Origin of the sequence: Natronorubrum tibetense GA33 (assembly GCF_000383975.1) — an archaeon.
GTDB classification, from domain to species: Archaea; Halobacteriota; Halobacteria; order Halobacteriales; family Natrialbaceae; genus Natronorubrum; species Natronorubrum tibetense.
In genome coordinates this window covers 1,063,014-1,089,574 of the sequence record NZ_KB913017.1, presented here as the reverse complement: position 1 = coordinate 1,089,574, position 26,561 = coordinate 1,063,014, and the positions used below count along the sequence as shown (strand labels likewise).

Here is a 26,561-nt window from a genome sequence, read left to right as displayed (position 1 = left end):
TTCGAGGGGTGCGTTGGACACTCCACTGCCCACCGAAGGATACCACTCGAGTCGGGACGACACGACATCACCTTCGGCGCGTGGACCGACTCACCCAAGGTACTGCTACTGATCGCCGTGTTGGGATTCACGAACGACGGCTGCCGTCGGTTCCGACTCGAGAAGCGAATCTCTCGTCTGGGTTCGGTCGCGTAGCAGTCGCGCGGAGTCGTCGCTCGCGATTCTTGCTTTTGGCGTCGACGGAGGCCTATCCTCACATCCCGGCTGTGCCAACCCCGATACGAGCAGTGTACTCGAGGCTGCAGTCGCCGAAGGCCGATTTATCGCCTTGTGACGCTCCAGGTGAGGCCGAAATTCGATCCGAATCGGACCGAAGGTCTGCAATAAATCTCATAGTGCGATACAGAATCACTTTCGGAAGTTTCGGAAGCCGGACGCCACCGTTTACAACGGTCCACGGAGAACAGAGCGGCTGTGATCGTCGACGACCGGGTCCTGCGCGAGGATTTCGTGCCCAGCGAGGTGGTCCACCGCCACGACGAGGTGAACCTCCTCTCCGAGTCCCTCGAGCCGCTGCTGTACGGCCGACGGGCGGATCCGGCCTTCTGCTTTGGACCCACGGGCGTCGGAAAGACCTGCATCGCCCGCTACACGCTCGCTCAGCTCCGCGAACAGGAGCCCGCGGTCGAGGTCGCCTACGTCAACTGCTGGCAGGAGTACACCCGATTCCGAGTGCTCTACAGCGTTCTCGAGGCGGTCGGGCGGACGTTCGACATCCATCGATCGACGCCGAAGGACGAACTGTTCGGCCGACTGCGCGAGACGGACGACCGCCCAATCGTCGTCATTCTGGACGAGGTCGACCAGTTGGAGGAGACCGCAGCGCTGTACGATCTCCACCGACTGAGTCACGTCTCGCTCGTCTTGATCGCCAACCGCGAGGAAGAGTTGTTCGCGAGCTTCGACGATCGGGTGCGGTCGCGGCTCCGTGCTGGAACCCGCGTTCGGTTCGATCGCTACGGCACCGAGGAACTCACGGCCATCCTCGCGGAACGGGCGGACAAGGCCCTCGAGCCAGGCTGTGTCAGCGACGAGCAGTTGCGAACGATCGCCGACGCCGCGTCTGGGGATGCCAGGGTCGGGATCGGGATCCTGCGATCGGCGGCCCGGCGAGCGAGCCAGCAGGGCCAGGAGTGCGTGACCGACGACGTGCTCGAGGCGGCGATTCCGGACGCGCGAACGGCGATCCGACGCAAAACCGTCGAGGGGCTGATCGAACACCAGCGGGTGCTGTACGATATCGTCGCGGACGTCGGCGAGATCGAACCCGGCGACCTCTACGACGAGTACGAGCGGCGGGTCACCGACCCGAAGACGAACCGCACGCTGCGCAACTACCTGACGAAGATGGTCCATTACGACCTGATCGAGGCCGTCGGCGAACGCCGCGGGCGGACCTACCGAATTATCGACGACGACGCGGTCGACCGCGAATAGACGGGTCTCGGCTATCGCGTCAGTACGTACTCGTTGCCAGTGTGAGTGGGATACCCATCATCACGATACGAAGGGTATCAGTGCACCGATCGCTGAAATGACCGGGAACGGTTGCGAAAGGACGTCTCGTACGCGACCGAGAACCCGCGGAGCGGACGGAAGGTGGTGGTTCCGGAGAGACACTGCGCGGGCGCTCCCACCGGCTACGTCACCGGTAAAGAGTATAGTGACAAAACCGTCACAGCGTCGCCGAACCGACCACCGTTTCGGATTTCGGAATCGTCCTTGGGCGGCGTTACTCCTCTCGAAACGAGTACGTCCGGACCTGTTAGCCGATTCCTGCTTGTTTTCGGAATTTCGGAAACGGTGCTCCGTCGCTTATCGGTCTCTCGCTCGAGTCTCCGTCCATGCACACTCACTCACCGGTGTTCGGACTCGAGTTCGAGCCGGGACTGACGCTGCTCGAGGTGCCGTCACCGCGATCGACGATCCCGCATCGACTCGTCGGAGCTCGACTGACCGAACCCGCGGCCGAGAGCGACTCCGAAACGAACCCGATGGCCTACTGGATCGACGCCCGAAACACGGCCGCGACGCAGGTGCTCTACGACTGCGTCCCGAACGACCGAGCGTTGGAGCCGCTGCGGATCGCGCGGGCGTTTACGGCCTACCAGCACCACTCGCTAATCCGGCGAGTCACGCGCCGGGTGGGGCCGGAAACGGAGCTGATCGTCGCGCCGAACGTCGCCAGTCTGTATCACGACGCCGACCTGCCCGACTGGGAGCGCGAGGACCTGCTCGCCGCGTCGCTCGAGACGCTCGCCGAACTGGGCCGCGTGCTTTCCTGTCCCGTCGTGGTGACGAGCGCCGACGATGGTCGCGCTGCCACAGTCGCGGAGTACGCAGCCGCGACCATCGAATGCGTCCGCACGCGTGAGGGAATTCGACTCGAACGCTCGGACGAAGAACCGACGGACGACGGTGAAACGGGAGCCGCCATCGACGAGACGGCGGGCTACTGGCACGGAACCCACTGGCAGACGACGATCCCCTACTGGGTCGACCTCTACGGCTCCGCGTCAGCGGTTCAGTCCGTCGTCGAGGCCCACGACCGGGGACTCCTCGAGGTGACGCTCTGATGGGGCGAACGAACCCGACGTACCGCGACGCGCTTCGGGGACTCGAGTCCGAGTGGAAACCGATGCGCCGCGCGCTGCGCCGGGAGTACCAGGCAGACTTCGATCGACTGTTCGATCGGGGCCGCACGTTCGCCGACGCGGCGGGCTACGCGAACCCGACGGATCCCGAACGCGCGCTGTTGCTGTCGCTGGCGCTCGCCCATGAGGTCGAGTTGCGTCGTCTGCGGGCCGAACTCGAGGTGTGCGAGCAGTGCGACGACCGGACGGCACTCGAGGCGCGAGACGAACGGACGACGGACGGAGGTGCCGACCGCGAATGAGCCGACCGGAACCGTACGCGTTCGAGTTCGAGGACGGCACCGTCCGGGAGTGGCAACTGACCGATATGGGTGCCGACTCGACGCTCGTCGAGGACTACACGCCTTCGCTGTTCGTCTCGGGACCCGACGATTCGCTCGCGGACCTGCGTGCGCGCCTTGAGGTCGACCCCAAGGTTGCCGAGACACGACTCGAGCGGTGGGCGACGGACCTCCACGAAGCCCACGTCGGCGAGCGAAGCGAGGTATTGCGAGTCGACTGCGAGCGCGTCGACGACGTTCGTCAACTCGCCCGCGAGATCCGCGGCGTCCACGAGTCGGGTACCCACGCGCCGGGAACGTTCCGACTGTTCGATGTCGATCTCGAGCCCGGTTTTCGGTACTGTCTCGACCGCGGGATCGATCCCACGCCGACGCGGGAGTTGCGGACGTTGCGGCTCGACCTCGGGGATCACTCGCTGGCCGCCGGCGACGTTTCCGCGCTCCGAATCGAGGGTGAGTCGGTCGCTGATACGGACGGCGGCGGTGATCCGCAATCGGTGCTCGAGACGCTCCGGGACCGCCTCGAGCACGACGATCCGGACGTCCTCGTCGTGAGCCACGGCGACCTGGTTCCGCTGCTCGCCGAACGCGCGTCGGAACTGGGATTCAAAGCCGACGAGTTCCACCTCGGACGAACGCCGGGTTGGACGCAGTTAGCGGGCGAGACCACCTACGAGAGCTACGGTCGGGTCGGTCACTCGCCGGCGCGGTATCAGGTTCCGGGTCGGGCAATCGTCGACACCTCGAACAGCTTCCTCTGGAACCAGTCGGGGCTGGCGGGGCTCGAGTACATGGTCGAGCAGACGGCTCGTCCCTTACAGGAGACCGCCTGGGGGAGCATCGGCACGCTGCTGACCTCGCGTCAAATCAGGCTCGCTCGCCGCGAGTGGGCGGTCCTCGCGCCGCAGAACAAGTGGGAGCCCGAGCGGTTTTCGGACGTGCGGACGCTGCACGCGGCGGATCGAGGGGGGTTCACCTTCGAACCCGAAGTCGGCTTCCACGAGGACGTCCACGAAATCGACTTCGCGTCGCTCTACCCGCGGATCATCTGCGAGCACGGGATCAGCCCGGAGACGGTCGACTGCGCCCACGATGCGGGGGATTTCGTCGACGATAGCCACCGCGTGCCGGAGCTCGGGTACGAGGTCTGCGAGCCCGTCTCCGACGCTGTTGACGGTGATACGGCCTTTCTCCCCGCCGTCCTCGGGCCCCTGCTCGCGGACCGTGCGGCGATCAAGGACCGACTCGCCGACGATCCGGCCGAACCGGAGGCCAGCCGGCTCCGGGCCGAATCGGGCGCGATCAAGTGGGTCCTCGTCTCCTCGTTCGGCTATCAGGGCTATCGCAACGCCAAGTACGGCCGAATCGAGTGTCACGAGGCCATCAACGCCTACGCCCGTGACATCGCGCTGACGGCCAAACGCCGACTCGAGGACGCGGGCTGGCGAATCGTCCACGGGATCGTCGACAGCCTCTGGGTGACGCCGCGCGAGGGCGTCGATCCGGAGTCGCTCGAGGACGTGATCGACCGCGTCTCCGCGCAGGTCGGCATCCCGCTCGAGCACGACGGCAGCTACGAGTGGGTCTGTTTCGTCCCGTTGCGCGAGTCAATTCCGGACGGAGACGATGAGGGGACAGGGGCGTTCGAATCCGGATCGGCGGGTGCGCTCACGAAGTACTTCGGCAAGCGAGAGTTGGGCACGTACAAATTCCGCGGCATCGAGCTCCGCCAGCGGAGTACCCCGGCGTTCGTCGCCGAGAGCCAGCGTGCGTTCGTCGAGGCGCTCGACCGCGAGCGCGAGCCCGAAGCCGTCTGCGACGTTCTCGAGCGTCGACTCGGCTCGCTTCGGCGCGGTGACGTCGATTTGAGCACCCTCGAGATCACGACCCGGGTATCGAAGCCGCTGTCGGCGTACCGAAAGCGAACGCGGACCGTGGCGGCGCTCGAGCGATACGAGCGCCGCGGAATCAACCGCCAGCCCGGCCAGTCAGTCCGGTACGTCGTCGCGGACGACGACGCACGCGGTCCCGAGCGGGTTCGGCTCCCCTTCGAAGCGGGCGGCGAATACGATACCGACTTCTACGCGAGCCAACTCGTGCGGGCCTGCGAAAGCGTCCTCTCGCCGCTCGGCTGGGACCGCACCCGGATTCGACGCGCCCTACGCGACGGCCGGCTTCTGGAGCTGTCCGCCTTCGTCGACTGATCGGGACGGTTCTGCAGGACCAGCCATCGGTCGCGTCGCCGCTCGAGACTGTCCAGAGCCGGTGACTCTGGCCACAGACGGTGAGTTCGAGCACTACATTTATGCACGTCAGCCGACTTGTGAATAGCAATCGATTATGGCAACCTCCGACCCGCCGACAGGACAGCTTCGATCTCGCATCCGGCAACAGGAGGTCATCGCCGAACTCGGGAAACGGGCCCTCGAGTCGTCCGATTTCGACGAGTTACTCGTAGACGCTGGCGCCGCCGTCCGGGATGCGCTCGAGGTGGATTACTGCGGGATGTTCGAGGTGGTCCGCGATCGCGATGCGGTCGTCCTCCGACAGGGTGTCGGCTGGCGAGACGGTGCCGTCGGTTCGGAGACGGTTTCGACCGGCGCGAACGTTCCGGCAGGACGCACGCTCGAGACGGATGACGTGGTCGTTGCCGCCGACGTCGAGGCGAGCGACCGGCTTTCGACGTCGACGTTGCTCGCCAGCCACGACGTCACGAGCGCCGTTAGCGTCGGTATCGACGCCGACGCCGACGGGGACGAGCCGTGGGGCATCCTCGCCGTATATACGACCGAACGCCGGGAGTTTGCCGATCACGAGCTTTCGTTCGTTCGGAACGTCGCGGCTGTCCTCGCATCCGCGATCGAGAACCTGCGGGTGCGTCGGGGCCTCGAGACCGAACTCGAGACGACTATCGGTCGGTTCACGGACGCGTTCATCGGTCTCGATGCCGACTGGCGAGTCACCTACGTCAACGATCGAGCGCGGGAGCTAACCGAGCGCGAGGGCGACGAACTGATCGGTGTGACCCTCTGGGAAGCGTTCCCGGCGACCGTCGACTCGACGTTCGAACGGGAGTGTCGGCGGGCGATGGTGACACAGGAACCGACGACGTTCGAAGAGTACTACCCGCCGCTCGAGACCTGGCTCGAAGTCAACGCCTCCCCCTCCGAGACGGGGCTGTCGATCTCCTTTCGGGACGTCAGCGACCGCGACGCTACACAGCGCGAGCTGCAGGCGAACAATCGAACGCTCCAGCGACTGTACGCGATCACGGCCGATCGCGAGCTGAGTTTCGACGAGAAGACGCGGGAACTGCTCGACCTCGGCCGCGAACGGCTGGGGCTCGAGGTCGGGTTCATGGCCGATATCGACGAGCGTAACGACCGGTTCGAGGTCGTTCACTCCAGCGGCGACGACGAGCGGTTACAGCCCGGATCGGTGACACAGCTATCGGACACCTATTGTCGACGTACGATCGAGGAAGACGAGTTACTCGTGCTCACCAACGCGCCCGTCGAGGGGTGGGGCGAGGATCACGCCTACGAGAAGTGGGAGTTCGACAGCTATCTGGGTGGGCAGCTTCGCGTCGACGGCGAGCCCTACGGCACGCTGTGTTTCGCCGACGATGCCCCCCGTTCGACCTCGTTTACGCCCGCCGAGCGGAGCTTCGTCGAACTGCTCACTCAGTGGCTCAGCTACGAACTCGAGCGCCAGCACCACCAGCGCGAACTCGAGGAGAGCGAACGGCGCTACCGAACGCTCGTCGAACAGTTCCCCAACGGGATCGTGGCGCTGTTCGACGAGGAGCTTCGATACACGCTCGGTGGCGGACGGATCCTCGAGGAGATCGACATCTCGATCGACGACGTCGTCGGACAGACGATCTACGATCGGTACGACGGCGAGACGCTAGAGACGTTCGAGTCGAACTTTCAGGCCGCGCTGTCGGGCGAGCGGACCAGCTTCGAGTACGGCATCCACGGCCGGGAGTGGCTCGCCCACACGGTGCCGGTCGAAGACGACCGTGGCGAGGTGTTCGCCGGGATGATCATGGTCCAGGATGTCACCGAGCGCAACGAGCAGGAACGGCAACTCCGCGAGCGCGAGGCTCGCCTCGAGCGGTTCAAGGCGTACACCGACGACATCCTGGACGCGGTCGACGACGTTTTCTACGTCGTCGGCGAGGACGGCTCGTTCCAGCGCTGGAACGAGACGCTGTGTGCCGTGACGGGCTACTCCGACGCCGAAGTCGACTCGATGACGCCGCTCGACTTCTTCGACGGCGAGGACCAGCAACGGATCGGAAACGCGATTCAGGAGGTCTTCGAAACGGGGCAGACTCGCGTCGAAGCCGACGTCGTGACCAAAGACGGCCAGACGATCCCCTACGAGTTCATCGCGAGCGCGCTCGAGAACCCCGACGGCAGCCCCGTCCTGACCGGAATCGGTCGCGATATCTCCGATCGACGGGCGGACCAGCGCAGGCTCGAAGAGCTCGTAGACGAACTCGAGGAGTCGAACGAGCGACTCGAACAGTTCGCCTACGCAGCCAGCCACGACCTCCAGGAGCCGTTGCGGATGGTCGCGAGCTACCTGACGCTCGTCGATCAGCGGTACGCAGACGAACTCGACGACGATGGCCAGGAGTTCGTCGCGTACGCGGTCGACGGTGCGAGACGGATGCAGGAGATGATCGACGGCCTGCTCGCCTACTCGCGGGTCGACACGCAGGGCGATCCCTTCGAGGTCGTCGACTGCGAGGCCGTCGTCGACGACGTGTTGACGGACCTCGAGGTGCGGATCGAGGAGACCGACGCCGACATCACGGTGGAGTCGCTCCCCGAGGTGTACGGCGATCCCGGCCAGCTCCGCCAGGTGTTTCAGAACCTCCTGGACAACGCGATTACGTATTCCGGCGAGGAGGCCCCACGTATATCCGTGTTCGCCGAGAAGGACGGACAAGAGTGGCGTCTCTCAGTTCGCGATCGGGGGATCGGGATCGACCCGGTCAATACCGAGCGCATCTTTCAGGTGTTCGATCGCCTGCACAGCGTCGGGGAGTACGCTGGCACCGGGATCGGACTCGCACTCTGTCAGCGCATCGTCGAGCGACACGACGGCGACATTCGCGTCACTTCGACGCCGGGCGAGGGGGCGACGTTTACCGTGACGCTTCCGGAACCCCCGGACTCCGAGGCGACGACTGAACCGACGGGCACATTTACCACCAATGAGTAATACGAGACCGTTCAAACCGGAACCGGCACAGATCCTCCTGGTAGAGGACAATCCGGGGGATGTTCGACTGACCAAAGAGGCGTTCAAGCAGGGCCGTATCGAGAACGATCTCCACGTCGTCACCGACGGGAACGAGGCCCTCGAGTTCCTCTACCGGCGCGGTGAGTACGACGACGCGCCGCGACCGGACCTCATCTTGCTAGATCTCAACTTGCCTCGAAAGGACGGCGAGGAGGTCCTCGAGGAGCTGAAAGGGGATTCGGAGCTACGATCGATTCCGGTGATCGTCCTGACGAGCTCTCGGGCCGAAGAGGACGTCGTCAGATCCTACGAACTCCACGCCAACGCCTACCTCACGAAGCCGGTCGATCCGGACGACTTCATCGAGACCGTCCGCGCCTTCGAGAAGTTCTGGTTCTCGGTCGTTCGACTGCCGCCGGAGGGTGATCAGGCATGAGCGAGACAGACGCGCAGACCGAAACCGACGCCGACGCCGAGAGCGAGACGCTGGAGGTCCTCCTGATCGAGGACAATCCCGGCGACGCGCGCCTCATCCAGGAGATGCTGCGGGGGACCGAAGAGCTCGCCCAACGTGTTAGTCCGGACGAGTCGGCGGGACGAACGCCGGAGATCACTCGCGAAACGCGACTCGAGAACGGTCTCGAGACCCTCGAAGAGCTGGCTACCGATGTCGTCTTGCTCGATCTGAACCTCCCCGACAGCGAGGGACTCCAGACCCTCGAGTCGGTCCACGCGGCGACCGCGGAGACGCCGATCGTCGTCTTGACGGGCGTCCGTGACCAGCAGGTCGGCGTGCAGGCGATCCAACGCGGCGCACAGGACTTCCTCGTCAAAGACGAGGTGACGAGCGAGCTACTCGTCCGAACGATCCACCACGCGATCGAGCGCGCCCGACAGGAACACGAACGCCAGCGCCAGCGCGAGCAACTCGAGGCGCTCAACCGACTCAACCGAATCGGCCACGACATCACCCACGCGGTGATCACGACTGAGACGCGAGCGGACTTAGAACAGCGCGTTTGCGACCGCCTCGCCGAGTCCGACGCCTACCGATTTGCGTGGATCGGCGGCGTCAACCCGGGTAGCGACGAAGTGGTGCCGAAGGCGGCAGCAGGCGTCGAAGACGGCTACCTCGATTCGGTCGAGATCAGCGTCGACGAAGACGACGAAACCGGGCAGGGACCGTCCGGAATGGCCATTCGAACGAACTCGGTCCAGGTCGCGAACAATGTGCCGGACGATCCCTCGTTCGCGCCGTGGCGCGATGCGGCACTCGAGCGCGGCTACCAGTCCTCGGTGGCGATTCCGATCACCCACGAGGACCTCGTCTATGGCGTGTTGAACGTCTACTCGTCGTCACCGCGCGCGTTCGAGGGGCCGGAGACGACGATCCTCGCCCGGATCGGCGACGTCGTCGCCCACGCGATCACGGCCATCGAGCGCAAGGATGCTCTCGTCAGCGACGCCGTCATCGAACTCGAGTTCCGGGTCGACGAACTTGCCAAACCGCTGATCCAGCTCTCGACCGAGGATTCCTGTCGGATCGAACTCGAGCAGTTGATCCGGGGCGACGAGACGCTGCTCGCTTACGGCTCGGCCTACGGTATCGATCAGGGGACGTTCGAAGAGACGATCGCGGAGACCGATGGCTTCAGCGAGGTCCGGTTCCTTTCGGCCAGACGCGACGAGTTCCAGTTCGAACTCGTGGCGCCGGCCGCCGTCTCGCTGTTCGAGACGATCGCGACCCACGGGGGCCGGGTGCAGTCCGCGACGATCGACGACGGCGAGTTCCGCTTCGTCGTCGAACTCTCCCGGGGCCGGGACACCCGCCAGATGATCGAACTCATCAAAGAACAGCGCGACGACGTCACCTACCTCGCCCAGCGCACCAGCGAGCGAAGCGACCGGAGTGATTCGGGCTCGAACTCGGTACTCGAGGACGACCTCACCGAGAAGCAACGCGCGGCCCTCGAGACGGCTTACTTCGCGGGCTACTTCGACTGGCCCCGCGAGAGTACCGGCGAGGAGATCTCGGAGCGACTCGGCATCGCGCCGGCAACGTTCAACCAGCACCTCCGGACGGCCGAACGGAAGTTCTTCGATTCGGTGCTCGGGGAGTAACGCGCGGCAGGTCAGTTAGACGATTGGGTCGGCCGATCTGGCGTCTCCGTCGGGGGTCGCGCGTGCTCGAGTCGCCGTCGAACGCGCCCGATGACATTCTTCACTAGCACCCGGCCCGAAAAGCCGAGCGTTCGCCGCTGGTCGCGGGCGTAGAACTCGCCGAGTTGATCGTCGGGGACGGTCTCGGGTTCGAACTCGGGATCACACACGTTCGAAACGCCGACGGGCAGGAGACGGATCTGGAGTTCAGCCAGTCGATCGAAGACGTCCCAAAGCGTGTGACAACCACGGAGCGAGACGTCGTCGTAGGCCACGATTTCCCCGCCGTCGATCGACTCGTCGAGACGCTGGAGCGTCGCGCCGGCACGATCCCGTCCGTCGCGATAGATTACTGGGGGACCCATGCCTCGATACCGCCGGATATCCGCGGGGTGGAAGCTCAGGACACCGTGTTCAGGTGCGGTCAGCACGTCGCCACGGATAAGACCGAACCCGAAGCGGATCACGACATCGCAGTCGGCAGCGAGCCGCGAGACGACATCGTCTGGAAGTTCGTTCCAGCCGTTCTCGGTTCGCGGTTCACAGGGGACGAACTCGGCGTCGGCGAGACAGTCGACGTTCTCGAGGGAGTGGCGGTGCCAGAGACGGTGCTCGTCGCCGAGCGTTCGACCGAGCGTCCGTTCGGCGAGGACGAACGTCCACGCCCGTTCCCGCTGGATGACGTCGGCGAACTGGACGAAGTCATCCAGTTCGATTCGCGCCTTCTCGTTCCACGACTCAGCTTCTGCGTCCGTGTTGCTCGCGTTGGAGACGACCAGCGACACCGTCACGTCGAACTCTCGCTTGAGCCGTTCGATCGCGCGGACCTGCCACCGATAACAGAACGGTTCGGCTAGAATACCGACCGTCACTGAGGCGGACATATGACATTGAGTTCTCAGTTGGGGCTTTAGTTACCAACACCATGATCGGCAGTTATACGCGTAACATCGATCAATAGAACGGATTTATCTCCGGACAATCGGTTATTGGTGCCGTACTTGTTCACGTACTCTTCAAAGAATACGACACCGACCGTGTCCCGGACTCGAAACGATCAGGGACGTGTCCACCGAACGCATCGCCGTGACTGACAACGCCGGTCTGCGGGCCGCGCGACCGACGAAACAGTCGGCGACCGCGAGTGCGAACGCTGCGGCGAGATCGTTCCCGCGGCCGTCTATCGCGAGCACCTGCTCAAATCGTGTCCAGGCTGGTGATCCTCGAGTGGGACAGTGGTCGCTACGTCGTCGTTACTTCTCTTCGACGTGGCGAATTTCGGCGGCGATGCCGCGCGTGCTCTCGCACATCTCGCGGCCGAACATCTCCGCGCGACCGATACCGAACGCTTTCGGCCCCTCGACGACGACCTCGTCGCCGACGCGGATCTCTGCGTCGGCGTCGACGATCCCCGGCGCGAGGACGCTTCCGTGCGGAACGAAGCCGTCGATCTCCACCCGTTTCGTCGGCACGTCGCTGTTAACCCAACGTTTCGCCCCCTCGAGGGTGAACGAAAGCGTTCCGTACTGGGGCACCATCGTTGCGAGTTGCGTCTCCTCGCTGTCGCGAACCTGAATCTTCGGGTAGCGACTCGTCGTCTGCATCTCCGCGAAGAGGTCGTCGCCCGCGCCGTCGCCGAGCAGGTAGTCCGCGATCGCGCGGACGGTGTTGTGCTCGCGCTCCCGTTTCGAGTACTTCAGTTGGCCGGACAGCGCACTCGAGAGATTCGCGAGCGACGCCTCGTCGGTCGGGTGGCCGCCCTCGGGGACGGTGTAGGTGACCTCGAGGTCCAGTTCCTCCTCGACGCGGCCGACGATATCGCGGTAGCCCTCGTCGGGAACGTGGGCGATGATTTCGGGGTAGTCGTTGCGCTCGAGATACCGCTGTAAGACGTCGCTCACGAATCGCTTCTCCTCTTCGGACCAGCGGCCCGTGACCACGGTGTCGTAGTGTTGGGCCGGGTAGGTCGTCTCGAGTTCCTGGGGGACGACCCCGATCGGACTCGTCATCGAAACGAGGTGGCCGCGCCACTGGATGGCGTCGTGGAACTGGCGGTGGCTCTGGGACTCACTGTAGGGTTTCGCCGCCGAGCAGGGGACCAGCACGAGCGGGTTCTGGAACCGATTTCGGTAGCGGCTCGTCACCCGGTCCGCGTAGCGCTGGATCTCGACGCGCCGAATCGTATCCGAGGTCGCGGCGTTGATCTGAGCGTCGCGCAGGATGGGCGTGCGCTCCTCGAGGTAGCCCCACTGCGAGTCGAGTTCGCGCATCGAGGCGGTGAGCCACTGGTCCTGGCGGGCCTGACCTTCGACGTAATCTCGCAGCCGCCCGTCTCGAATGCGACGGCGCACAATGCCGAGTTCGGCTCGCAGCGCGTTGGCGTTGTGCTCGGCGCAGTCCTCGCGGGTGAACTCCTCGCGAGGCTGCTGGCAGGCCGGACACGAGCAGGGGAGTTCCTCTAAGTCCTCGAGGAAGTACGCCTCGTCGGTCGTCAGGTATCGGCCCTCGGTCCCTTTCACGACGGCTGCGGTCTCGTCGAAGAGATCGACGCCGGCGTAAGCGAGCACGGCGACGTTGCGCGGCGTTGCGACGCCGGAGAAGTACAGCGCGGTGTCGGCGGGAATCGCTTCGCGAACGTTCACGACGGCCTCGACGAGCGCCGCGCCGTGGCCCGTGACCGACTGGACGTCGGAGACGGCGTAGGCGTCCGTCCCCTCATTCGTCGCACTCTCGCTCGAAACGACGGCGACGCTCGGATAGTCGACGTCGGGCGAGTCGACGGCGAAGGAATCCTGGACTTCCGCGGCGGTGCCGCCGGGGAACGCCCGGTGGGGGAGGACGGTGAGCGTCGACTCGTCGCCATCGGGGACGGTCCGGTCGGCGCTCCAGAGCGATCCCGCGTCCTCGAGGACGTCGTCGACGAGCGCGGGGGTCGTCACGGGCGACTCGAGGCGGAGTTCGCCCACGCGAGCGGCCCCGTCGCGCTCGTGGACTTCGAAATAATCGGTCATACCTGAACCTGCGAGCGGGAGGGTGAAAGAGGCTGTCGGTCGCGGTTCGCCCCGTGGGCTCGACTGTGCGTTCCGAACGACGGTGCCGGTGGTCCGAGCGATCGATGGATCGAGAGTGCGAGCGGAATCGGTGTTCGGTGCCGTTATCCACCCGCACTCGAAACCGGGGCGCATGGTCCTCGAGGTGTCGGACTCGCTGCTCGGCGTACTGTTGGCGAGCGTCGCCGCGGTAGGGTTTGCGGGACAGTTTCTTTTCGCACGGCTCGGAACGGAGACCGGCGAGGTCACAGATGGAGTGCTCGTCGTCCTGGGCTGTAACATCGCGCTGCTTACGCCGCCCGTGCTGGTGCTGTACTCGCCGCCCTACGTGGATCTGTTCACGCCCTACTCGGTCGCCTCGTTCGGCGCGGCCGGCCTCGCCGGGATGTTCGTCGCTCGTCTGCTGACGTTCAAGAGTATCCAGGAGATCGGCGCGAACCTCACGTCGCCCGTGATCGCCTCGAACGTCTTCTTCGCGACGGTGTTCGCCGTGGTCTTTCTCGAGGAGCGACTGACGGCCGTCCACTTCGCCGGAATCGTCCTGATCGTCGCGGGCATCGCCGTCGTCTCGTGGGAAACCGCGGCCGCGACGGGTCCCGAGCAGTCGATTCGGGAGACCGGCGCGACGCTCGTCGTGCCGCTGGTCGCCGCCGCCTGCATCGGAATCGAGCCGATCTTCATCTCGATGGGGCTCGCCGCGGGAACGCCGACGCTGCCCGGAATCGTCGTCATGGCGGTTGTCGCGACGGTCGGTTTCGTCGGCTACCTCCGCTGGACCGACTCGTTACGGCCGATACCGATCCGCGCCGCCTCTACCGGTTGGTTCGTCGCGGGCGGGATCTCGACGACCGTCGGCTTCGTCGCCTACTTCGCGGCCCTCGAGATCGCCCCCGTGGTCGTAGTCATGCCCTTACTACAGCTGACGCCGCTGCTCGTGGTGGTTCTCTCGGTGCTGTTCCTGCCGCGGCGACTCGAGCGCGTCACCTGGCCCGTCGGCGTCGCGGCGCTGGTCGTCGTGGTCGGCGCAACGCTCGTCTCGCTGTCGGGATGAGGGGGAAGCGCTTCGCGAAAAGAGAGTTGAACCGCCTCGCCACTCAGGCTCGAGCGACGAACGTCGCCGTCGCGGAGGTGTGACCGCGGTTGAACGAGAGGACCTTGACCTCGAGGACGTCACCGACCGCGACGTCGCTCGGGATGTCCTCGACGAAGACGACGAACCCCTCAATCTTGCAGACGGCCTGTTGCTCGCCGGAGTGGTGTTCGGAGAACTCCTGGACGCCGACCTCCCGGACGTCGCCGATATCGACCGGGGGCTCGCGCTGCTGGGCGTCCTTGTGGCGTTCGTACGACTCCCGTTGCGCTGTCGACTGGCTCCCGCCCCGGAATCGCCTGACCAGCCACGACCCGAACAGCACGAAGACGATCAAACCGAGCACGAGCGACGTGACCCCGAGCATACGCGAACCAGACGCCGCCGACACCTTTGCTGTTCTGATGTTCGATCGCTGGGTGTCGACGGCCGGTGGTCGTTCAGGATCGACACGGCCGCCCCGACAGGCGTCGTTCGCGACACCGTCGCGATGCCCGTCTGCCTGGCCGAGACCGTCGCAATGACAATTTGGGGCGGACGAATGAATAGATAAGACTCTTGAGACGCCACGAATGTTTGAAGCACAAAACTATCGCTCGAATAATTCAGTCAGTGTGGTCGTATCGACGCCATCCTTTTATCTGCCCGTCCGTTTGGATACGGCGTGAACAACACATCCATCGGTTCCACTGACAACGGGTTCGACGAGTCCGTGAGCATTGCGGTCATCACCGCAGTTTCGACGCGACGCGGCGTCGCTCCGACCGAACTCCCGCCGCTCTACGAGTGGATCGATCCCGATGCACTGGACGCGCTGTTCGAGCCGACGCGACGCGGCGGCCCGCGATGTGGCGAACTCGAGTTTACCTACGACGGCCACGACATCACCGTTACGCACGGTGACTGCCTCGAGATCGCGATCGACGGGACGCTCGCAGCCGAACCGGCCAGGGTCGCCGCGGACACGTCCCAGCCCGAAGCCTGAGACGGCCCGTTGTCCGTCGGTACCGATGCAACCGCGACCCTGCTGTGGTCCCACTGGAAACCCGGTAGGATGGCCCTCTCAGCGGTTCCGACGACGCGGCGATTCGAGATCGGATCGAGTCCAGTGTTACCTGTTTTATAACGGCTGATAGTAGGGAATCGGTAGCGACGGTGCGGGAACGCCCAGGACCGCGAGACCGTGCTGGAGCGGCACGTAGCCGAGCACGACGAACACCAGGCCGAGGACGCGGTGCAGCGCGATCCTCCGTTCGACGCTGAGCGACTGAAAGAGCGTCCCGTAGAGGAACAGCGCGGGAATCGTCCCGGCGCCCAGGGCGGCCAGTGCGGCGGCCCCGCCCATCGGCGACCCCTGGACGAACGCGTAGAGGAAGGCGGGATAGAGGATGGGACAGGGGAACAGCCCGTGAGCCGCGCCCAGACCGAGGATGCGGCCGTCGTTCACCCACGCGTCGATGCGCTTGAGCAGCCACCGCTGTGCGCGACCGAGAACGGGGTCGAAAAGCGACGTGCCGACGGAGCCGCCGAACACGCCCCGTCCGAACAGGTAGTGGATCCCCATCGCGACGATCAGTCCGCCGACGACGATCCCGGCAACTGCGTGGATGTCCGTTACGACGCCGGTAACCGCCCGCGGCGTGACGAATACGAGCGAGCCCACGAGGCCGAAGAGCCCGCCGAGAAGCGCGTAGCTAATCGTTCGGCCGAGATTGAACAGCGCGTGCTGGCGAACCGCCCGGAGCGTGACGGTATCGTCTCGTCGAGTCCGGGCCCCGTCGCCTGCATCGCGGAGGCGATCCGCGTAGGTGGTTACGAGCGGGCCACACATCCCCAGACAGTGGGCCCCGCCGAACAGCCCGATCAGGACGAAGACCACGAGTCCGACGGGCTCGACGGCGGTCGGGTCGAGCCCGGGGTCGTGACACGTCTGTGTCATTCCATCGCGTCGACGACCGCCTCGAGGTCGTCACTGATCCGGTCGACGTCCGGGCTCTCGCCCCGATAGCTCCGTTCGACGTAGCCATCGGGGTTGACGAGGAACGTGACCGTAATGTGGGCGAACTCCGCCATCGGTCCGTCGCCCTCGCGTTCGTAGAGGATCCCGAGGTCGTCGTTGACGACCGACTCGGCCTCCGCGGCGTCGGCCGGTCGGAGGTAGTGCCAGTTGCCCCGTTCGAGGTCGGCCTCGACCATCGCGGCGTGGTCGCGGAGTTCCTCGGGGGTGTCTCGGTCCGGATCGAAGGTGATCGCCAGGAATCGGACCGCGTCGTCGATCTCCCGCTCGACGCTCTGTTCTTGAACTGTAGCGATGGCGTTCATCAGGGGGATACACTCGGCCGGACACGTCGCGTAGAACGCGGTACAGACCAGACACTCGTCGTCGATCGTCCCGGTATCGACGGTCGTCTCCGCCAGCGGATCCTGGAGTTCGATGGTCGGAAACGGATCGCCGTACGTCGGGTACGCGTAGTCGTCGCCGTGTGCGTGTTCCTCCTCCGGCGGCTCGAGTACTGCCTCGTCGGCCGTCTCGTCGCCGGCGATTCGCTCGGTCAGACAGCCTGCAACGAGCCCGGTGCCGACGCTTGCGCCTGTAGCGAGAATCGATCGTCGGTGCATCGGTCGTCTCTAAGGACGACCCGATCAAGTAGCGTCTGGTAGGACTATCGAAGACGAACCCACTGTGAGCGGTTCTGACGGTCAGTTTCGTGAATTAGACCAGATTAGGTTTACCTCGGGACTTCCAATCTCGAGTATGGATTCAACCGACACGACCGGTCGGATCGTGACTCGACGAACCGTCCTGGGCAGCGTTGGGACAGTCTGTCTCGGCGCGGTCGCCGGCTGCCTCGACGGCGAGGAGGCCAGCGTTCCAGACGCGATCGAGATCGACGATGATCAGGACTGTGATAACTGTACGATGCGGATCGGAAGCCACCCCGGTCCGGCCGGCCAGACACACTACGAGGAACCGACGGAAGTCTTCGACGAGGACCTCGACGAGGACCGTCCGGCACAGTTCTGCAGTTCGCTGTGTACGTACGCGTTTACCTTCGACAACGAGGGCGAGGCCGAACCGACCGTCACCTACCTGACCGACTACTCGGCGGTCGACTACGAGATCGAAGACGGCGATGACGCACCCGTGCCAACTCGACACCTCGAGGCCGACGCTTTTGGCAACGCAACGGAGCTCACCCTGGTCGGCGACAGCGAGGTGGAGGGGGCGATGGGAGGCTCGCTGATTCCGTTCAGCGACGCCGACGAAGCCGACGACTTTCAGGCGGAGTACGGCGGCGAACTCTACGACCACGATGAGGTGACGCAGGACCTCATCATGTCCCTGATGTAAGCGCGGCGACGCGGCGCAGTCACTGTTTTCGAGAAGACGGTTTCCGAGGCGATGTCACCGATTTACGGCCCACGTCGCGAGCGCGAGCGAGCCGGCCGTCCAGACGACGAGACTCACGAGACTCGAGACGGGCGCGGCGACCGCCGGGCCGGTACCCGCGGCGACGACGACGGCGCTCTCGAAGACGAGCCCCCGGTAGGCGCTGAGCGGACTGAGCGCGAGCGAGTGGACGAGTCCGCCGTCGCCGATTATCCCGGCGGAGAACCCGTATGCGAGCGCGAGGTCCAGGCCGACCAGAAGGACGACGAGCGCGACAACCGCGAGAGCGAGTGCGCTTCGCGTCCCGCTTACGATCGCCGAAATCGCGATGGCAACGCCGAGCACCGCCAGCGCGAACAGCGCAGTCAGGACGACGAACCGGGCAAACAGGATCGGGGAGTCAGCGCCCGCGTGCGAGGCGTAGATCGTTAGGACGTCGCTCTCGGTGACCGCGACGGCGAGCCCGGCGAGGACGAGCGGGACGACGACGACGGTGAGGAGGCCGATCGCCCGCCCGATGTAGACGCCGAGGACGATCTCGCGACTCGAGACGGGATACGTCTCCAGGACGTCCAGTTCACCCCGCTGCTCGTCGCCGAGGATGGCACGGTATCCGAACGCGACGGCGACAACTGGGACGAGCAATTCCAGTGGAGTGAGCAGGTCGACCAGCGTCGGAACGTAGCCCGCTCGCACACTCTCGCCGACCCAGGCGATGCCCAGTACGACGGCGGCGAACGCAATCGCGAGCACGTAGAACGTCCGGGTGCGGGCGAGCGTTTGCAGTTCTCGCCGGACGATCGTCTCGAGGAGTCGCATCGATCCCGGAGCCGTCGGTGGTTGGTGGTCGGTCGGGGCCCGTTCGTCCCGGCTGGCCGCCGCTCCGTCCTCGGTCATGCGTGCCCACCCTGGACGCGAACGGTGTCGAGGTCGCCCCCGATGGCGTTCTCGTAAACCGACCACAGCGAGTCGACGCCGTATCGAGCCTCGAGGGCCGTCGTGGATCCTCGCTGGACGATCTGTCCGTCGGAGAGCACCAGTACCTGGTCGGCGACGCGTTCGACGAGTTCCAGGTCGTGGGAGCTCAACAGGACCGCGATGCCGTCGTCGGCGAGGTCGGCTGCGACGTCGAAGACGTGGGCGCTCATCCCCGGGTCCAGTCCGCTCCCGGGTTCGTCGAGCACGACGACGGGCGGATCGCCGATCGTCGCCTGTGCGATCCCGAGCAGTCGTGTCATCCCACCGGAGAGCGCCTCGACGGGTCGATCGGCTGCATCCACGAGCCCAACACGGTCCAGGTGTTTCATCGCGGCCGAGTCACCGGCACCGACGAGTGACGCGTAAAACCGAAGCGTCTCCCGACACGTGAATCCGGGTCGGAATGCAGGATGCTGTGGAAGATACCCGATTCGGCGGGCAGTCTCAGGCCCGTGATATGTGATTGTCCCTCCCGTAGGCTCGTGGAGTCCGGCAAGTGCACGAATTAGCGTCGTCTTGCCCGAGCCGTTCGGCCCGATCAGAGCCGTTACCGCTCCACGAGGTACGGTCGCTGAAACGTCTTCTAGGACGGAGACTGTCCCGTAGTCGTGATCGATGCCGTCTGCCTCGAGTGTTGGGTGTGCGTCAGTCATTGGTCGTTCGCGTCGTCTCGTAGCAGGGCCAGGCGTGGGCGTCCCACTCGGTCCCCTCGAGTCGCTCCGGATTGGTTGGCTCGCAGGCCGGTGCCTGGTCGACGATACTCCCGGTTCGCATTCCGGGCACCGACCCTTCGAGGCCGGCAAGCGCCTTGAGTGCCGGTGCTCGGACGAGCGTCGGCGTTCCGTCGGTCACGTGTAACTGGCTGTCGATGGGGTTGGTCGGCGTGTACGACCGATCAGACCGATTGCCGTCGGCGACTCCAGCACCCCCTTGCCAGTAATTTCCGGTGTTACCGTCGCTCCAGATCCGTAGCGACCCGGTACCGGCGATGGCGTGCTCGTCGTTTCCGACGAAGTCGTTCCCGGTAACCTGATTCGTCGGGAGCGTGGCCGTGACGCGTACTCCCATGTCGTTGCCGGCGATGACGTTACCCTCGTAGATCGAGGACGTCGTGCCGATACGCATCCCGATTTCGGCACCTTCGACGAAGTTGTCCGCGACGTACGTGTTGGTCCCGACGACGTTGAGACCGACTGGCGCGTCGTGGAACGAGTTTCCGACGACCGCGTTTCGTTCCGGACCGGTCATGATGTAGAGTCCGGTGTTGTGCTGGTCTCGCAACTCGTTGTCCGCGAGGAGCGTATCGTCCGTGTGCATCAGATGGATCCCCAACTGGTTGCCCGCTAGCGTGTTCGAACGGACGACCGTCGTCGGAGAACGGTAGAGGTACACACCGTTGGGTGTCCCGTGGATCGTCGAGTTCTCGACTACCGCTGAGGACTGAAACGCCAGCACGCCGGCGAGTCCGTTCGTCGGGTCGTCGGGTCCGAAAACCGTGACGTTTCGAACGACGGCATCGGTACTATCGTAGGCGATTATCCCGCTTGCAGGTGTGTCGATGTCGACGTCCTGAACCAGAAGTTCGTCGGCGGTGTAGGCCGCGACTCCGGCGTCGGTGCCGGCGTAATTTTGAACGAACGCCGCGTCCCACTCCTCGTCGTCGATATCGACCGGAAGCTCGTCGCCCCCTCTCGTGACGTTCCCGACGCCGTCGATATCGACGCCTTCGATCGCCACTCGATCGGCGGTGACCGTGACAACCGACCCGTTTCCATCACCGCGAAGCGTCACGTTACCGTTGCCGGCGAGCGTAACCGGTCGCTCGATCTCGAGCGTCTCCTCGTAGGTCCCCTCGGGGATCACGATGGTCGTGTTATCGGGTGCCTCTTCGAGCGCCTCCTGGACGGTTTCCGTATCCTCACCGACGGTCAGCGACGTCGGCCGGTCCGTGAGCGGATCGGCAGTCTCGATCCGTTCGTCGGCCAGTTGCTGGCGGTCGTCGATTCGGTCGCGTGCGACCGTTGCGTCGTCGTGCTCGAACTCGACCTCGAGGACCGACTCCCAGTCGTGGACGCTGCCTCCGTATTCGTTGGCGAACGACGTCGCCTCGTTCTGATCGGCAAACGGCACGACGGTTTCTCCAGCCGGCGTCTCCGCGTCACTGCCGACGACGAACCACGCCGCTTCGGCGTCGGTCCACCCCGGCTGTGCCTCCGTGGTTGGATACCCCTCGTCCGTCAACTCGACACTGGTGTCGCTGTAGTCGGTGACGTACGTCGTCTGCGGATAGCCGAACCGCTGTTCGTGTTCCGGCTGTCGCTGGGCCTCGACAAACGTCTCGACGCCGTAGTAGCCGACGACGTACTGATACTGCGAGTAAAATACCTGCATGCGAGGCAGTTCGACGTCGTCACCGAGTGCGAGCTCTGCCTCGAACGTGAGCCCGTCCTGAACCGTATCGTCGAACGCGGCGGGATCGGGTGTCGTCGAGTCGGCGTCGATGACGAACAGCCCGACACTCCCGAGAACGATGACGACGAACAATCCAATAACGAGATTAGTTGTGGACAGATCGGGCACAACTGAACCTTCGTACCTGTTCAGAATATACTGTCTGGTACACTTCTAGAACGGGATCATCTCATAGACAACGGTTGACACTGTCCGATTGTATCCTCACCCGCCGTGAGTTTTTCGTACAATTACGTCTGGGTGTCGGAGAGATCGATTACCGCCACGTTTGCTGGGAGGCGACCGAGGACGCCGGTCGGCCAGCCACGGTGTCCGAGGGTGATGTCGGCGTCCGGATTCGCCGCCGCGAGCCGAGCGACGCCGTCTGCTGCGGCCTCGAGCGCTTCGCGGTCCGTCCGGTCGGGCACCTCGGCGGTGAGCGGGTAACTCTTCGAGAGTGAGCGGGGGAACGGACCGAACGGCGGCTCGACGCGCCAGGAGTCGTCGTACTCGTCGCCGCGCGGGGAACTCCCCTCGGTGACGAGCAGCGAGTCGGGGACGGCGAGTCGCTCGAGGCGCCGGTGGTGGCGCAGGACTTCCGGCCGCCGTGCGCTCTCGGCGGAGGTATAGAAGAAAGAGCCCTTGGAGACGGGGTCGCTCCGCTCGAGTTGGGCGGCGTGATCGAGCAGGGTGCGGTAGCCGTCGAGCATCGTCGGGTGGGCGCGAGCGCGCTGCTCGACGAGTTCGAGCAAGTTGCCCGCGCGGATGGCCTGTTTTATTCGGCGGATCTCCTCGAAGGTGACGTGGAGGTTGTGCGCGCCGAGTTCGGACTCGCGCTCGTCGTCGGGGAGCGCGCGGAGGTCGTCGGGCGAGTGTTCGGTACAGACGGGACACGAACAGGGCAGGTAGTCGAGGTCGTCGAGGTGACGGGTCCCTCGAACCGTGAGATAGCGATCGTCGCGGGCGTAGAGCGCGTAGGCGGCAGAGTCGAACAGGTCACAGCCCATCGCGGCGGCGAGTGCGAACATCATCGGGTGGCCGGCACCGAAGAGGTGGACCGGCGCGTCGGCACCAAGGCCGCGCTTGGCGGCGGCGACGACGTCGATCATGTCGTCGTAGCGGTAGTCGTTCATCAGCGGGACGACCGCGCCGACGGGGAAGACGTCGAGCGAGGTGGAATCGGCGTGACGACCGGCCGCCTCACGGAGGTCCGGATACGTCGACCCCTGGACCGGTGCCGACACGAGCATGTCGCCCGTCTCGACGGTCTCGGCGAGTTCGAGGCGTTCCTGGGTCGTCTCGAGTTCGGCCTCGGCGCGCTCGCGGTCGACGTCCGGCGGCGTCGGGATGTCGACCGGCGTGGCGATATCGGAGCCGATCTCGCGCTGGAACTCGAGGATCTCCTCGGTCGTGACGTCGATGTCGCCGTACTCGGAGAGCTGAAAGGAGCCCGAGTCGGTCATGATCGCGCCGGGGAACTCGAGTAACTCGTGAAGCCCGTCCTCGAGGGCGCGCTCGCGGACGTCTTCGGTCTCGTGGATGATATACGAGTTCGTGATGAGGATCTCGGCGCCGAACTCCGTGGCGAGTCGACGGGGAGCGATCGTATCCAGATTCGGATTAATCACCGGCAGGAGCGCCGGTGTCTCGACGGTAACGTCTGCTCTCGGGACGGTGAGTTCGCCGATTCGCCCGCCGGCGTCGGTATCCCGGACTTCGAAGCACTCGCGCATTGGTCGGCTGTTGGACCGTCCGACGTAAGTCATGACGGTTTTCGACGGACGACTGTCGAGGAGCCGTAATTCGATCGTTCCCTGACATACGAACATCGCGGTAGACGCCCGATCACGGGCGGTTACGATAAGATGGTGGCGAGCGCAGGCACAAGGGCAATTTCTCAGCAATCGGTAGCCAGACCCAGATGAATACTGTCCTTTCAGACGACAGGATGAACCACGGATTAGGGACTGTTGCACGGTTTCAAACTGTGACTTTCCCCGAGACAATCTCGTAACAGTCGCCTCGTTTTAGCCGTTATCCGCCAGTAGCACAGAGTGCATGGATTCACGATCGCAGAAACTCGGTGTAGTGTTCGTCGCGCTGATGGTCGCCCTTTCGGGAGGTCCCGCCCTCGCAGGCGCATCATCAGGAGCGAGCGACGATGCTGGCGAGATGAGCGTAACGCTTCAAGATACGGAAGTCGAAACACTCGAACTCGATAACGTTACGATCGAGAACGCGACGATAGAGGAGCTGAACGTCGAGGAACTCGACGCTGACACGCAAGCGCTTCAGGATGAACTCGACGAAGCTGATGACGACGCGGCTGACGACGAAGACGACGATACTGACGAGGCAGCGACCGACGCTGCAATTCAGGACGATGACGACGACATGGCCGACGACGAAGAAGAAGATGACGTCGGCGTCGACGACGACGCTGACGAGGAAGAAGTGACGATCTCGGACATCGAGATCGAGCACCTCGAACTCGAGGACGTCTCCATCGAGGACCTCGAAATCAGCGAGGACGAGGAACTCGAGGACGCTGATGCGGACGACGAGGATGACGCCCTCGACGACGACGCCGACGAGGCGGAAACTGATGCCCTCGTTCAGGACGACGATGAGGACGAGATGGACGAGGACGATGACGTCGGCGTCGACGACGAAGACGAGATGGACGATGAGGCCGACGACGAACTCGACCTCATCGACGAGGACGCTGACGAGGTCACCGTCGAAGAGCTCACCATCGAAACCATGGACGTTGAGACGCTGACCATCGACGAGCTGACCGTCGGTGAGGACGCTGACGACGCCATGGACGAAGACGACGAGATGGACGACGCTGACGACGAGGAGGCCGACGATGACGACGAGGCGGAAACTGACGCCGCCATCCAGGACGAGGATGACGACGACGTTGGCGTCGACGACGAGGACGATGATGTCGGTGTCGACGACGAAGACGAAATGGACGAGGATGACGACGTCGAAGAAGAGCAGATCGACGAACTCACCATCGAGCAGTTCGACGTTGACGAGATCACCGTCGACTCGATGACGGTCGAGACGGTCGAGGAAGCTGACGACGAGGCTGATGACGACGAGGCCGACGACGCTGAAGCTGACGACGAAAACGACGAGGCTGACGACGAGATGGACGAGGACGAAGACGCTGACGAGGAGACCATCGCACACGTCTCCGCGTCCACGATCGACGTCGGTGACGCAACCGCCGAGACCCTGACGCTCGGCGACGCCGCCGACCTCGAGGACGTCGACGATGAGGAAGCCGATGACGACGAGATGGACGACGACGAGGAAGACGATGACCTCCTCGACGACGATGAAGACGAGGATGACGAGGACGACGACGAAGAGGATGACGACGGAATCCTCGGCGTCCTGAACTGATCGACACGCTGTATCACACCGGTCAGCACGGTGCTGACCGCGTTACCCGGTTGCCGTTCTTTTTGTGGACCACGTTCGCTCGAGAGACCGTTCTATACCCGTCTCAGCGATTCGGTCCGTCGACCGGACCAGGTAACGGTCCGTTCTTCGCCGGTTGTGATAAGTCGGTAGCGATCGCAGGCACAAGGCGGATTCGGTCGGTTAACGCCCACTGAAGGCCGTTACCGGGCGAAACACGATGAACACGAGATTAGCGCTCTCGTCGTGGCGGCTAACTGTGCGTTTCTCCGAGATAACGCCGTAACAGTCGGCTCGTTTTAGCCGTGATCGGCTGGTACCAGCGAGTGCATGGATTCACGATTGCAGACAGTTGGTGTGGTGTTCGTGGCGCTGCTGGTTGCCGTTTCGGGGGGTCCCGCCCTCGCTGGCGCATCCGCAGGGGCGAACGACGCCGGAGACACGAGCGCATCACTCGAAAACGTACAGGTCGAGACGCTCGAACTCGAGAACGTCACCGTCGAGAACGCGACGATCGAGGAACTGAACGTCGATCAGTTTGACGTCGACGACGAGGCACTCGAGGACGAGATTGACGAGGCTGACGACGAAGCCGAGGCGGACGAGGGCGAAGAGGACGGTGCTGACGACGAAGAAACGGAGACCGGCGCCGCCATCCAGCAGGACGACGAGGAGGCTGACGACGAGCTGGACGACGACGCCGACGCCGAAGAACAGGTGACGATCTCCGACATCGAGATCGAGCACCTCGAACTCGAGAACGTCTCGTTCACGGATCTCGAACTCGACGGCGAGCCGGTTGCGGACGACGAGGCTGAGGACGCCGACGAGGACGAAGCGGTTGACGAAGACGAGGCTGAGGACGACGATGCGAACGCTGACGAGGACGACGAGGCAGAAACCGCTGCTGCCGTCCAAGACGAGGAGGAGAACGATGAGGACGATGTCGGCGTCGACGAGGAAGACGACGAGGCTGACGAGAACGGCGAGGTCGACTTCCTCGACGAGGACACTGACGCACTCACCGTCCATGAGCTCACTATCGAGTCCATGGACGTCGAACAGATGACGGTCGACGATCTCGAGATCGAGGAGGACGACGGCATCATCGATCAGGTTAGCGACTTCCTCGGCGGTCTCTTCGATGACGACGACGAGGACGAGGAGGAGGCTGACGAAGACGAGACCGATGCCAACGACGATGACGAGACCGATGCCAACGACGAAGACGAAGAGGCTAACGACGCGAACGGTGACGAAGTCGACTCGCTCACCATCGAGCAGTTCGACGTCGAAAGCGTCTCGATCGATTCGATGACTATCGACTCGCTCGAGGAAGCTGACGACGAAGACGACGCGGCTGACGACGAGAACGACGAGGCAGCGACCGACGCTGCCATCCAGGACGACGAGGACGACGATGCTAACGACGAGGACGAGATGGACGATGAGGCCGACGACGAAGCGACTGACGAAGAAGACGAGGTCGTTGTCTCCGAGGCATCCGCGTCGGCAATGTCGGTCGATACCTTGAACGCCGATACCGTTACCCTCGGCGATACGGCCGACCTCGAGGACGTCGCTGACGACGATGACGACGAAATGGCAGACGACGAGGCGGACACCGATGACGATGACGACATCGACGAAAACGAGAACGACGATGAGCTGGGCTCGATCGGCGTTCTAAATTGAGGACCGACCGTGACCACCGATCGGTCAGCTGACCGATCGCACCGCGTCGCGATT

General features: G+C 64.3%; 21 protein-coding genes. 12 read left to right on the top strand and 9 right to left on the bottom strand.

What is annotated here, in order from left to right; genetic code table 11:
• Window positions 1-474: 474 nt before the first annotated feature.
• The 7 genes from NATTI_RS0105745 to NATTI_RS0105715 all read left to right on the top strand — a co-directional run bounded on the left by NATTI_RS0105745 (window position 475) and on the right by NATTI_RS0105715 (window position 10,375).
• A complete protein-coding gene (locus NATTI_RS0105745) occupies window positions 475-1,497 on the top strand; it encodes a Cdc6/Cdc18 family protein (protein ID WP_006089006.1) in 1,023 nt (340 codons plus the stop codon).
• A 407-nt stretch (window positions 1,498-1,904) separates the two neighbouring features.
• The gene (locus NATTI_RS24920; protein ID WP_006089007.1) at window positions 1,905-2,636 is read left to right on the top strand and encodes a hypothetical protein; all 732 of its coding nucleotides are present in this window, start codon (window positions 1,905-1,907) and stop codon (window positions 2,634-2,636) included.
• Window positions 2,636-2,956, top strand: a complete 321-nt coding sequence (locus NATTI_RS0105735; RefSeq protein ID WP_006089008.1) for a hypothetical protein — start codon at window positions 2,636-2,638, stop codon at window positions 2,954-2,956. The genes NATTI_RS24920 and NATTI_RS0105735 overlap by 1 nt, the downstream gene beginning before the upstream one ends.
• The gene (locus NATTI_RS0105730; protein WP_006089009.1) at window positions 2,953-5,199 is read left to right on the top strand and encodes a type B DNA-directed DNA polymerase; all 2,247 of its coding nucleotides are present in this window, start codon (window positions 2,953-2,955) and stop codon (window positions 5,197-5,199) included. Before NATTI_RS0105735 ends, NATTI_RS0105730 begins: the two co-directional genes overlap by 4 nt.
• Before the next feature lie 136 nt (window positions 5,200-5,335).
• Entirely contained in the window at window positions 5,336-8,233 is a 2,898-nt protein-coding gene (locus NATTI_RS0105725) for a PAS domain-containing protein (RefSeq protein WP_006089010.1), read from the top strand.
• A complete protein-coding gene (locus NATTI_RS0105720; protein ID WP_006089011.1) occupies window positions 8,226-8,690 on the top strand; it encodes a response regulator in 465 nt (154 codons plus the stop codon). Before NATTI_RS0105725 ends, NATTI_RS0105720 begins: the two co-directional genes overlap by 8 nt.
• Window positions 8,687-10,375 carry a bacterio-opsin activator domain-containing protein gene (locus NATTI_RS0105715; protein WP_006089012.1) on the top strand — a complete coding sequence of 563 codons (1,689 nt, stop codon included), beginning with the start codon at window positions 8,687-8,689 and terminating at the stop codon, window positions 10,373-10,375. The genes NATTI_RS0105720 and NATTI_RS0105715 overlap by 4 nt, the downstream gene beginning before the upstream one ends.
• Window positions 10,376-10,386: 11 nt before the next feature.
• Here NATTI_RS0105715 and NATTI_RS0105710 read toward each other — a convergent pair whose 3' ends face one another.
• Both NATTI_RS0105710 and arcS read right to left on the bottom strand, forming a co-directional pair.
• The gene (locus tag NATTI_RS0105710) at window positions 10,387-11,298 is read right to left on the bottom strand and encodes a formyltransferase family protein (protein ID WP_006089013.1); all 912 of its coding nucleotides are present in this window, start codon (window positions 11,296-11,298) and stop codon (window positions 10,387-10,389) included.
• A gap of 369 nt (window positions 11,299-11,667) precedes the next feature.
• Window positions 11,668-13,425, bottom strand: a complete 1,758-nt coding sequence (arcS, locus tag NATTI_RS0105700) for an archaeosine synthase subunit alpha (protein ID WP_006089014.1) — start codon at window positions 13,423-13,425, stop codon at window positions 11,668-11,670.
• A 172-nt stretch (window positions 13,426-13,597) separates the two neighbouring features.
• Between arcS and NATTI_RS0105695 the strand changes: the two genes are divergently transcribed.
• Window positions 13,598-14,515, top strand: coding sequence for a DMT family transporter (locus tag NATTI_RS0105695; protein WP_006089015.1), 918 nt, complete (start codon window positions 13,598-13,600; stop codon window positions 14,513-14,515).
• Window positions 14,516-14,558: 43 nt separating this feature from the next.
• Here NATTI_RS0105695 and NATTI_RS0105690 read toward each other — a convergent pair whose 3' ends face one another.
• Complete coding sequence (locus NATTI_RS0105690) at window positions 14,559-14,921, bottom strand: TRAM domain-containing protein (RefSeq protein WP_006089016.1); 363 nt, start codon at window positions 14,919-14,921, stop codon at window positions 14,559-14,561.
• 297 nt (window positions 14,922-15,218) lie between these two features.
• On the opposite strand from NATTI_RS0105690, the gene NATTI_RS0105685 reads away from it, so the two are divergent.
• Window positions 15,219-15,539 carry a HalOD1 output domain-containing protein gene (locus NATTI_RS0105685; protein WP_006089017.1) on the top strand — a complete coding sequence of 107 codons (321 nt, stop codon included), beginning with the start codon at window positions 15,219-15,221 and terminating at the stop codon, window positions 15,537-15,539.
• A 135-nt stretch (window positions 15,540-15,674) separates the two neighbouring features.
• Here NATTI_RS0105685 and NATTI_RS0105680 read toward each other — a convergent pair whose 3' ends face one another.
• Both NATTI_RS0105680 and NATTI_RS0105675 read right to left on the bottom strand, forming a co-directional pair.
• A complete protein-coding gene (locus NATTI_RS0105680; RefSeq protein WP_006089018.1) occupies window positions 15,675-16,493 on the bottom strand; it encodes a sulfite exporter TauE/SafE family protein in 819 nt (272 codons plus the stop codon).
• On the bottom strand, window positions 16,490-17,173 hold the full coding sequence (locus NATTI_RS0105675; RefSeq protein WP_006089019.1) for an SCO family protein: 684 nt from the start codon (window positions 17,171-17,173) through the stop codon (window positions 16,490-16,492). Before NATTI_RS0105675 ends, NATTI_RS0105680 begins: the two co-directional genes overlap by 4 nt.
• 136 nt (window positions 17,174-17,309) lie before the next feature.
• Between NATTI_RS0105675 and NATTI_RS0105670 the strand changes: the two genes are divergently transcribed.
• Complete coding sequence (locus NATTI_RS0105670) at window positions 17,310-17,906, top strand: nitrous oxide reductase accessory protein NosL (RefSeq protein WP_006089020.1); 597 nt, start codon at window positions 17,310-17,312, stop codon at window positions 17,904-17,906.
• Window positions 17,907-17,960: 54 nt separating this feature from the next.
• Here the strand turns inward: NATTI_RS0105670 and NATTI_RS0105665 are convergent, their stop codons facing one another.
• The 4 genes from NATTI_RS0105665 to tgtA all read right to left on the bottom strand — a co-directional run bounded on the left by NATTI_RS0105665 (window position 17,961) and on the right by tgtA (window position 23,107).
• Window positions 17,961-18,842, bottom strand: coding sequence for an ABC transporter permease (locus tag NATTI_RS0105665; protein ID WP_006089021.1), 882 nt, complete (start codon window positions 18,840-18,842; stop codon window positions 17,961-17,963).
• A complete protein-coding gene (locus NATTI_RS0105660; protein WP_006089022.1) occupies window positions 18,839-19,576 on the bottom strand; it encodes an ABC transporter ATP-binding protein in 738 nt (245 codons plus the stop codon). The genes NATTI_RS0105665 and NATTI_RS0105660 overlap by 4 nt, the downstream gene beginning before the upstream one ends.
• Window positions 19,569-21,467, bottom strand: a complete 1,899-nt coding sequence (locus NATTI_RS0105655) for a NosD domain-containing protein (protein WP_019991668.1) — start codon at window positions 21,465-21,467, stop codon at window positions 19,569-19,571. Before NATTI_RS0105655 ends, NATTI_RS0105660 begins: the two co-directional genes overlap by 8 nt.
• A 158-nt stretch (window positions 21,468-21,625) precedes the next feature.
• Window positions 21,626-23,107, bottom strand: coding sequence for a tRNA guanosine(15) transglycosylase TgtA (gene tgtA, locus NATTI_RS0105650; protein ID WP_006089024.1), 1,482 nt, complete (start codon window positions 23,105-23,107; stop codon window positions 21,626-21,628).
• 325 nt (window positions 23,108-23,432) lie between these two features.
• On the opposite strand from tgtA, the gene NATTI_RS0105645 reads away from it, so the two are divergent.
• Together NATTI_RS0105645 and NATTI_RS0105640 are read left to right on the top strand one after the other, a co-directional pair.
• Window positions 23,433-24,794 (top strand): hypothetical protein, encoded by a 1,362-nt coding sequence (locus tag NATTI_RS0105645; RefSeq protein WP_020657230.1) that lies wholly within the window; start codon window positions 23,433-23,435, stop codon window positions 24,792-24,794.
• 348 nt (window positions 24,795-25,142) lie between these two features.
• The gene (locus NATTI_RS0105640) at window positions 25,143-26,507 is read left to right on the top strand and encodes a hypothetical protein (protein ID WP_027119068.1); all 1,365 of its coding nucleotides are present in this window, start codon (window positions 25,143-25,145) and stop codon (window positions 26,505-26,507) included.
• Window positions 26,508-26,561 lie beyond the last annotated feature (54 nt).